The 9007-nt window shown below is 30.3% G+C and carries 11 protein-coding genes; all 11 read left to right on the forward strand.

Going from position 1 to position 9007, the window contains the following annotated elements:
* Positions 1-249 precede the first annotated feature (249 nt).
* The 11 genes from pnp to HMPREF1983_RS05455 all read left to right on the forward strand — a co-directional run bounded on the left by pnp (position 250) and on the right by HMPREF1983_RS05455 (position 9001).
* Positions 250-2337, forward strand: a complete 2088-nt coding sequence (gene pnp, locus HMPREF1983_RS05410; RefSeq protein WP_021753285.1) for a polyribonucleotide nucleotidyltransferase — start codon at positions 250-252, stop codon at positions 2335-2337.
* A gap of 10 nt (positions 2338-2347) precedes the next feature.
* Complete coding sequence (locus tag HMPREF1983_RS05415) at positions 2348-2617, forward strand: DUF2129 domain-containing protein (protein WP_021753286.1); 270 nt, start codon at positions 2348-2350, stop codon at positions 2615-2617.
* Between the two features lie 60 nt (positions 2618-2677).
* On the forward strand, positions 2678-3235 hold the full coding sequence (gene rsmD / locus HMPREF1983_RS05420) for a 16S rRNA (guanine(966)-N(2))-methyltransferase RsmD (RefSeq protein WP_021753287.1): 558 nt from the start codon (positions 2678-2680) through the stop codon (positions 3233-3235).
* Positions 3232-3723, forward strand: coding sequence for a pantetheine-phosphate adenylyltransferase (coaD, locus tag HMPREF1983_RS05425; protein WP_021753288.1), 492 nt, complete (start codon positions 3232-3234; stop codon positions 3721-3723). The genes rsmD and coaD overlap by 4 nt, the downstream gene beginning before the upstream one ends.
* 2 nt (positions 3724-3725) lie before the next feature.
* Positions 3726-4808, forward strand: coding sequence for an undecaprenyldiphospho-muramoylpentapeptide beta-N-acetylglucosaminyltransferase (locus HMPREF1983_RS05430; RefSeq protein WP_021753289.1), 1083 nt, complete (start codon positions 3726-3728; stop codon positions 4806-4808).
* A gap of 1 nt (position 4809) precedes the next feature.
* Entirely contained in the window at positions 4810-5412 is a 603-nt protein-coding gene (locus HMPREF1983_RS05435) for a phosphatase PAP2 family protein (RefSeq protein WP_021753290.1), read from the forward strand.
* Positions 5405-5650, forward strand: coding sequence for a YhdT family protein (locus tag HMPREF1983_RS05440; RefSeq protein ID WP_021753291.1), 246 nt, complete (start codon positions 5405-5407; stop codon positions 5648-5650). Before HMPREF1983_RS05435 ends, HMPREF1983_RS05440 begins: the two co-directional genes overlap by 8 nt.
* Positions 5650-7107: a sodium/pantothenate symporter gene (gene panF, locus HMPREF1983_RS05445; protein WP_021753292.1), complete on the forward strand. Its 1458-nt coding sequence runs from the start codon at positions 5650-5652 to the stop codon at positions 7105-7107. Before HMPREF1983_RS05440 ends, panF begins: the two co-directional genes overlap by 1 nt.
* A 46-nt stretch (positions 7108-7153) precedes the next feature.
* Positions 7154-7330: a DUF6501 family protein gene (locus HMPREF1983_RS07845; RefSeq protein ID WP_169721097.1), complete on the forward strand. Its 177-nt coding sequence runs from the start codon at positions 7154-7156 to the stop codon at positions 7328-7330.
* 16 nt (positions 7331-7346) lie between these two features.
* Positions 7347-7811, forward strand: coding sequence for a LysM peptidoglycan-binding domain-containing protein (locus HMPREF1983_RS05450; RefSeq protein WP_021753294.1), 465 nt, complete (start codon positions 7347-7349; stop codon positions 7809-7811).
* A 383-nt stretch (positions 7812-8194) separates the two neighbouring features.
* On the forward strand, positions 8195-9001 hold the full coding sequence (locus HMPREF1983_RS05455; RefSeq protein WP_021753295.1) for an ABC transporter substrate-binding protein: 807 nt from the start codon (positions 8195-8197) through the stop codon (positions 8999-9001).
* Positions 9002-9007 lie beyond the last annotated feature (6 nt).

Below are 9007 nucleotides of genomic sequence, written 5' to 3' on the forward strand. Positions count from 1 at the left end.
AAAGTTAATGGAATAAATTATACAATAAAAACTTGATGTATGGATTTATATGTATAATAAATTTAAGGGTATGGATTTTTTTCCATACCCTATATTTATTATACAACCGAAAATTTTAAACATACTTAAAGAAAAATGTTACCGTCGTTACTTCTATTCTTTTTTTTTCTTTGTAAAAAAATGTATTCATGATATAATAAAATAGTCGATTTATATAAAGATTAGAAAAAATATTGAAAGGAAATAGAGATGTTTCAAGAGAAAAAAATTTATACAACTCAATGGGCAGGGAAACGATTAACTGTGGAGTTAGGTGAGATGGCGAAGCAAGCTAATGCAGCAGTAGTAGTTAAATATGGGGATACTGTTGTATTAACGACAGCGGTTGCTTCTAAAGAAGCAAAAGATGTAGATTTCTTTCCGTTAACAGTAAACTATGAAGAGAAGATGTATGCTGTTGGGAAAATTCCGGGTGGTTTTTTAAGACGTGAGGGGCGTCCGGGGACAGAGGCGACGTTGGCGGCGCGTTTGATTGATAGACCGATTAGACCATTGTTTGAAGATGGTTTTAGAAATGAAGTACAAGTTATTTCAACAGTTTTGTCAGTAGAGTATGATAGTGATTCGGTAATGGCAGCAATGTTAGGCAGTTCATTAGCATTATCGGTGTCTAATATTCCGTTTAAAGGACCTATAGCCGGTGTTACTGTTGGATTTATAAATGGAGAATATATAATTAACCCAAGTGTTGAACAACTTGAAAAATCTGAAATAGATTTAAAAGTAGCAGGGACAATAGAAGCAATTAATATGGTTGAAGCCGGTGCAAAAGAGGTATCGGAAGAAGTAATGTTAAATGCTATTATGTTTGGACATGAAGAAATTAAACGTCTTATCACTTTCCAACAACAAATTGTTAACGAAATTGGTCAAGAAAAAATGGAAATTGAACTGAAAGTTATTGATGAAACTATTTATAATGAAGTGTTGGAACTTGCATTAAATGATATAAAAACTTCAATAGCAATAAAAGACAAACAAGAACGTGATGAAGCTATTAGTTCTGTAAAAGAAAAAGTAACAGCGATATTTGAAGAACGTGTGAGCGATGAGGATGAACTAGATATAGTCAAAGAAGCAAAACTTTCATTAGATAAAATTGTAAAAGATGAAGTTCGTCGTGAAATAACTGAAGATAAAGTAAGACCTGACGGGCGAGCTTTAACGGAAATAAGACCACTGGCATCACGTATTGATGTATTACCGAGAACTCATGGGTCAGCCTTATTTACACGTGGTCAAACGCAATCATTGGGTGTCGTTACGCTAGGTAATATATCTGATGAACAAATAATTGATGATTTAACACAAGAAGAAAATAAACGTTTTATGCTTCATTATAATTTTCCGGCATTTTCTGTAGGTGAAGTAGGGTTCAGTCGTGCACCGGGTCGCCGTGAGATAGGGCATGGAGCATTAGGTGAACGTGCATTATCACAGGTTATACCGTCAAAAGAAGATTTTCCTTATACAATTCGTGTTGTATCGGAAATTTTGGAATCAAACGGTTCAAGTTCGCAAGCAACAATTTGTTCAGGATCTATGGCGCTTATGGCAGCAGGTGTTCCGATTAAATCACAAGTAGCCGGTATAGCTATGGGACTTGTAAAAAAAGATGAACATTATACTATTTTAACGGATATTCAAGGTATGGAAGATCATCTTGGAGATATGGACTTTAAAGTAGCCGGGACAGCAGAAGGTATAACAGCACTTCAAATGGATATAAAAATTGACGGACTTAGTGAGCAAATATTAAAAGAATCCTTGGAACAAGCCCGTGTAGGAAGACTTCAAATTCTAGAACACATGAATGAGGTAATTTCTGAACCGCGTCAAGACGTTTCAGTGTATGCACCAAAAATTAAAATTATTAAAATTAAACCTGAAAAAATTAAAGACGTTATCGGTTCCGGCGGTAAAGTTATTAATGAAATTATTGAACAAACAGGTGTTAAAATTGATATTGAACAGACGGGAGAAGTATTTATTTCATCACCGGAGTTGGAGCAGATTAATAAGGCAATAGATATTATTGAAAATATAGTAAGAGAAGCAGAAGTAGGGGAAATTTATTTAGCGGAAGTAAAACGTATTGAAAAATTCGGTGCTTTTGTTGAGTTATTTCCCAGTGTCGACGCCCTTGTACATATTTCTAAATTAGCTAAAGAACGTGTAAATAAAGTGGAAGATGTTGTAAAAATCGGTGATACTTTAAAAGTTAAAGTTATAAAAATTGATGAAAAAGGTCGTGTTGATGCTACTGCTAATTTCTAGGAGAACAAGTATGGAATTATTTGAGAAAGAAAGACGTGGTATTTACGTTTATTTTAAAAGTTTTAAAGATTTAAACAAATTAGAGAAATATGGGAATTTTATTTCTTATTCTAAACGTGGTAGATATGCCTGTATTTATGTTGATGAAAGCAGATTAGAATCTATTATAGCAGATTTGAAAAAGAAAAAATTTGTAAAAAAAATAGAATTATCACAAATGTCGGATCTGCACCTTAGCTTTGAACATTTAGATAAAAATTTATCTTTATCACAAGGATAGAATAAAGGGGGATATTAACCTCCTTTTTGCAACAATTACCAAATATTTGTGTGAGGAACAATGAGAGTAATAGCAGGAAAATATAAATCTATAAAATTAAACGCTGTTGAGGGGATGAATACCCGACCGACAACTGATAAAATAAAAGAAAATTTATTTAACATGATTGATTGTCATAACCTTAAAGTATTGGATCTTTTTGGTGGAACAGGAGGACTAGGTACAGAAAGTCTTAGTCGAGGAGCAAAACATGCTACATTTATTGACAGAAGTAGTAATGCTATAAAAATTATTCGTTCGAATGTGGAAAAATGTAAGATTGATAAAAAAAATTATGAAATTTATCGAAATGATTATAAAAGAGCTTTAAAAATTTTTTGGAAAAAAGAAGAAAAGTTTGATTTGATTTTTTTAGATCCTCCTTATAATAAAGGTCTTATTGATTGTAGCTTACAAGCTATATTAGAAAATAATGTGTGTGCCAATAAGTGCTTAGTTGTTTGTGAAAAGAGTAATACAGAAAAAATTACAGTAGAAAATGAAAAATTGGAGATTATAAAAGAAAAACAGTATGGCATAACAGACATAATAATCTTTGAGTATGGAGAAAGAAAATGAAGAAAAAGATAGCAATCGTACCCGGAAGTTTTGATCCAATTACATATGGGCATATTGATATAATAAAAAGAAGTGTAGAATTGTTTGACGAGGTAATAGTGGCTATTTTGGTCAATCCTGACAAGAAGTATCTATTTACCCTTGAAGAACGTTTTGAAATGATAGAAAGATCAATAAAAAATATAAAAAATGTTAGAGTTGATTCGTTTTCAGGATTATTAGTTAATTATGCGAAATCGGTAGGATCTAATGTAATCGTAAGAGGGTTAAGAGCCGTTTCAGATTTTGAATATGAAATGCAGCTGACTTTTATGAATAAAGCACTTGATGAAAATATCGAAACTTTTTATATGATGGCAAGCAAACAATACTCATTTATAAGTTCCAGTATTGTAAAAGGTGTATCAGGATTTGGAGCAGATTTATCAAAATTTGTTCCAAAAAATGTGGAAGAAAAATTAGAAATGAAAATGAAAGAGAGAGAATAAAAGTGAATAAGGTTCTTTTCACAGGTGGTGGATCAGCAGGGCATGTTTCCGTTAATGTAGCACTTATACCTGAGTTTAAGAAAAATGGGTATAAAATTTCTTATATTGGTAGTAAAAAAGGTATAGAAAAAGAAATGATTGAAAAAATTCCTGATATAAAATATTACGCTATTAGTTCAGGTAAATTGAGAAGATATTTTTCATGGGAAAACTTTGTAGATCCATTTAAAGTTTTAAAAGGAATAATTGATTCAATCTTAATATTAAAAAAAGAAAAACCCGATTTTGTGTTTTCTAAAGGTGGATTTGTAAGTGTTCCGGTTTGCATAGCGGCAAAATTTTTAAAAATACCGGTTGTTTTGCATGAGTCAGATTTAACACCGGGGTTGGCGAATAAAATTAATATTAAATTTTGCAATCATATTTTTACAACTTTTGAAGATACTATAAAATATTTACCAAATGGGAAAGCCAGTCTTATCGGAGCAATAGTAAGAGATGATATTTATAGCGGGGAAAAAGAAAAAGGTTATGAATTTACCGGATTTAATGAAGAAAAACCTGTTATATTGGTGATGGGAGGCTCGCTCGGTTCTAAAATATTAAACGATTATATCTGGAATAGTATTTCAGAACTTGTTGAAAAATATCAAATTATTCATCTGGTAGGTAAAGGTCTAATAAATGATAATATTGTAGTACAAGGTTATAGACAGTATGAATTTTTATCAAAAGAGTTGTTTGATGCATTTCAAATAACTGATTTCACGATTTCAAGAGCCGGAGCGAATGCTTTATATGAGTTTTTAGCACTTGAGATACCGGCTATTTTAGTACCACTTGGTATTAACCAAAGTCGAGGGGATCAAATTGAAAATGCTAAATTTTTCGAAAAAAATAATTTTTCTAAAGTTATATTTGAGGAAGAATTTGTTGATTTAGATTTAACCGAAATTGATGAATTTTATAATAATTTAGATCAATATAAAAAGTCTATGATTGAATATAAAAAAGAAAAGAAAGTTATTAATAATGTAATAGATTTTTACAAAAAAATATTAAATATAGTAGGAGTGAGAAAATAATATGAAAAATATAAAACTCTTAACTTATGTCAAAGTGGTGTGTTTTTTACTATTATTGATAGTTGCGGTAAAATATCCGACAAATTCATTTGACAAAATTATAGCCGATTTAATTGAAATAAAATTATTAGGGTCGTTAGCTAAAATAATTTCGCTAATTTTTAATGATAAATTGTTACTGATCGTTATGATTTTATTATCAGTATTTCTTGCATGGATAAAAGAGTTACCCAAAGCGGTGTTTATGTTTTTTACTGCGGGATTTGGCGGTTTATTATTAACTGTTGTTAAATATAGTGTTCAAAGAGTAAGACCGCTTCCTGATGTTCATGACGGTTTTAGTTTTCCAAGCGGTCATTCTACTTTTGTAATATTATTTTTCTTAGCATTAGCTTTTGTAATTAATAAGAAAAATTTGGTTCGTGTTATTGGAATTTTTGCGATAATTCTTGTACCTATATCAAGATTAATATTAGGAGCACATTTTTTAACGGATGTAGTAGCAGGGTTATTACTGGGCAGTATAATTGTAGATTTAATGAAAATATATTATATTGATATATATAATATACTAATGGGGGTAATGGGAAGAAAAAATGAATAAATTAAAGAATAAAGAGGGAGTAGTTGCAGTTGGATTGGTTATAATCCACTTTGCTTTATGGTATTATTTCGCTTATATAAGATACAGTGATGTTGATGTAAAAGATTATAAATATATTTTAGGATTACCGGAATGGTTTTTCTACAGTTCAATAGTGGTTAGTATTTTTATAATAATTCTTGTAATTATTTTTGCAAATCTATTATTTAATCATGAGATAAAAGAGGAGGAAAAATAATGAAATATACAGTAGATTATAAAATATTAATTTTATTTACGGTAATATTTTTAACTATTATACTATTACCACTTATCCTAAACAGATTTAGTCATTCAGGGCAACGACATATTGGTTTTTTTGAGAAGTATTACTTAGCTGACAGGAAAGTAAGTGGGATAGTATTGGCGATAACGTTGATGTCAACATATGGTTCAGCTTCAACATTTTTAGGTGGACCGGGTGTAGCTTATAAGTTAGGTTATGGTTGGGTACTTTTAGCAGTTATTCAAGTGGTAACCGGATATTTCGTGCTACTTGTTCTTGCTAAAAAGTTCAGAAAAGTAGCCAAAGAAATAAACGCTATTACCATTAGTGATTATTTAAAAAATAGATATAAATCAAATGTTGTTGCTTATTTGTCATCATTGGCAATGATAGTATTCCTTATTGCGGCAATGTCGGCTCAATGGGTTGGTGGAGCAAAATTATTATCGGCTTTTATGGGGATAGAATATAAAACCGGGATATTTCTTATTTCTGTCATTATTATTTTTTGTGTTGTATTTGGTGGGTTAAAAAATATTTTAATTACCGATATGATACAAGGATTAATTATGGTATTTTCAACAATTATTTTATTATATGCGGTTATTCACTACGGTGGTGGAGTTGAAACTATTACCAATAATTTATTATTAACAAATGAGAAAATATTATCTCCGTTTGGAGCGGATGGCAGTTTGACAGCAAGTTATGTTAGTTCGTTTTGGGTATTAGTCGGTGTAGGGGTTATAGGTATTCCTCAAATAGCTATTAATTCTATGTTATATAAAAATAAGCGTAGTTTAAAACAATCGATTATTGTTGGAAGTATAGTAATCTTTATAGTTATGTTTGGGGTACATTTAATTGGGGTTATGGCACGTGGAGTTTTTCCGGATATAAAAGACTATGATTCTGTAATACCGATTATTACACTTAAAATATTGCCATGGTATTTGGTAGCTCTAGTATTGGCTGCACCTATGGCGGCGATAATAACAACTGTTAATGCTCAATTTTTATTAATTTCATCTGCGTTAATAAAAGATGTACTTTTCAATAGTAAAACAATAAAAGAAAAGATAACAGAAAAAAAAGTTCCGGTATTCGTGTATACAATTAATATTCTTGTTATAATTTTAATTATGTTTATCAGTATGCAGCCGCCAAGTTTGATTGTTAATGTTAATCTTTTTGCATTTGGTGGTTTAGAGGCTACATTCTTATGGCCTATTTTACTGGGATTATATTGGAAGTATGCGGAAAAATATGGTGCAATTATGTCTATTGTATTCGGTTTAACAAGTTATATAATTTTTAAAAAAGTGTACATTGTGAAATCAATAGAGCCGGTAGTTATTTCATTAATAATATCTTTAGTTGTTTTTGTACTTATTTCATTAATTAACTCTAAGAAAACAATTGAAAAATAAATAATATTATAATAAAATAAAAATGTAAGTTAAGGAGGAATAAGCGATGATGAAAAAAGTTATAGTAAAACATACAGATGCGAAGAAATTTACAGTGAGTGATATGTTAACTGTTGGTAAAGAATATGAAGTTGTTAATGTTACGGAAGAATATATTTTTGTAATTGATAATAGCGGTAAAGTTGGCGGTTACTATCATGAATATTTTGAAGAAGTAAAATAGAGGTGTGGTGAACGCTATGAGTAAAAAATCTGTTAAAAATATGGTTTTAATGGTAATGTTTGTTATTTTAGCACCGGTTATCCTTTTAGGTATGACAGTTTTAGGTAATTCGATAGCAGGAAAATCAAAACAAAACCCAACTGTTCAAACTGCAAATACTACACAGACGGCTAAGGTTCCGGAAGAAAATAAAGCTACTGATAGTAATATTCCAAAGGCAAATGAAGAAAAAGTGTCAAATAATGCTTCTAACAATACTTCAAATAACAACAACACAAATAATTCAACAACAAGCACATCAAAAAAAGCGATTGCAGGTCAAGAATATACTGTAAAAACAGGGGATACTTTATTCACCATAGCTGCTGCGGCATATGGAGAAAGTAACACTAAAGCGGGTGTTGAAAAAATAAAAGAAGCTAACAATATGCAAAATAATAATTTAAATGCCGGGCAAAAAATTCAAATACCAAAATTTTAATTTTGTAAAATAAAAAATTGTATTTCATATTGACAAGATTTTCTAAAATTGATATACTAAACGTCACAATAGATTACACAATGAAAAGAAAAGTAAAAGTGGAAAATTTATTTAGAGAGTCTTGGTAGCTGAAAAGAGATTAAATTAAAAACTTTGAAGATGGTCTTTTGGTGTTAGTAGTTGAATAATTAAATTACTACGGTAAAGCCCGTTATAGCTTACGGTATTTAGAATAAAAATTAATTCTTTGTACTTAGTGAGTTAATATTTGTAAAAATATTATAAAACAAGGTGGTAACACGCTAAGGCGTCCTTGCAGAACAATTGTTCTGTGAGGATTTTTTATTTTGTAATCAAAATATAGAAAAGAGAGGTATATAATTATGAAAAAAAATATGATGAAAGTGTTTAGCTCAACGGTGGCATTGTCTTTAGTGTTGACCGGATGTTCTACTAACCAAAATAAAAAAACGAGAAATGAAACGAAACCGGCGGTAGAATTTAAAACATTTGTAGATAATGGTGGTAATACAATTAATAATGCACATTTAAAAATCGGTATTTTGTCAGCTGATCCGTTAACAGGAATGTTTAACCCGATTTTCTTCTTGCAAGCGACAGATTATTATGTAATGAGAGATACAATGTTATATACATTTGCGTTAGATAAAGATTATCGTTTAAAACAAGATGACAGTAATGCACCGGCTAAGTTTCATTTAGATAAAGATAAAAAAGAAGCAACAGTAACTTTACGAAGTGATTTGAAATGGAATAATGGACAAGATGTAACAGCAGATGATATTGTGGCAACTTATCATTTAATGGGAAATCCTAAGTATGTTGAAAATATTAGATATTCTGAAGATTACGAAGTAATAGAAGGAATGAAAGAATATCACAACGGAAAAGTAGATAGTATTTCAGGTATTACAAAAAAAGATAATAAGACTGTTGTTATTAAATATACGGAGGTAAAACCGTCAATATTATGGGGAACAGGATTTTTAACGGTATTTTTAAACAAAGATCAAATAGCTGAAACATCAAAAGATTTTGGAAAATTCTCGGGTGCGGAATTGAACACAAAACCATTATCTTATGGGCCATATTATCTTGATAAACAAGTAAATGGAGAAAGTGTCTTAGCAAAACAAAATCCATATTATAATCCCGAGTTTATCACTTAGGAAGAA

The organism is Gemella bergeri ATCC 700627 (assembly GCF_000469465.1).
Taxonomy (GTDB): Bacteria; Bacillota; Bacilli; order Staphylococcales; family Gemellaceae; genus Gemella; species Gemella bergeri.

Coding starts and splice junctions, on each gene's coding strand:
- HMPREF1983_RS05440 (WP_021753291.1), top strand. CDS start 5,405: ATGAATAAATTAAAGAATAAAGAGGGAGTAGTTGCAGTTGGATTGGTT.
- panF (WP_021753292.1), top strand. CDS start 5,650: ATGAAATATACAGTAGATTATAAAATATTAATTTTATTTACGGTAATA.
- pnp (WP_021753285.1), top strand. CDS start 250: ATGTTTCAAGAGAAAAAAATTTATACAACTCAATGGGCAGGGAAACGA.
- coaD (WP_021753288.1), top strand. CDS start 3,232: ATGAAGAAAAAGATAGCAATCGTACCCGGAAGTTTTGATCCAATTACA.
- HMPREF1983_RS05415 (WP_021753286.1), top strand. CDS start 2,348: ATGGAATTATTTGAGAAAGAAAGACGTGGTATTTACGTTTATTTTAAA.
- rsmD (WP_021753287.1), top strand. CDS start 2,678: ATGAGAGTAATAGCAGGAAAATATAAATCTATAAAATTAAACGCTGTT.
- HMPREF1983_RS07845 (WP_169721097.1), top strand. CDS start 7,154: ATGATGAAAAAAGTTATAGTAAAACATACAGATGCGAAGAAATTTACA.
- HMPREF1983_RS05435 (WP_021753290.1), top strand. CDS start 4,810: ATGAAAAATATAAAACTCTTAACTTATGTCAAAGTGGTGTGTTTTTTA.
- HMPREF1983_RS05450 (WP_021753294.1), top strand. CDS start 7,347: ATGAGTAAAAAATCTGTTAAAAATATGGTTTTAATGGTAATGTTTGTT.
- HMPREF1983_RS05455 (WP_021753295.1), top strand. CDS start 8,195: ATGAAAAAAAATATGATGAAAGTGTTTAGCTCAACGGTGGCATTGTCT.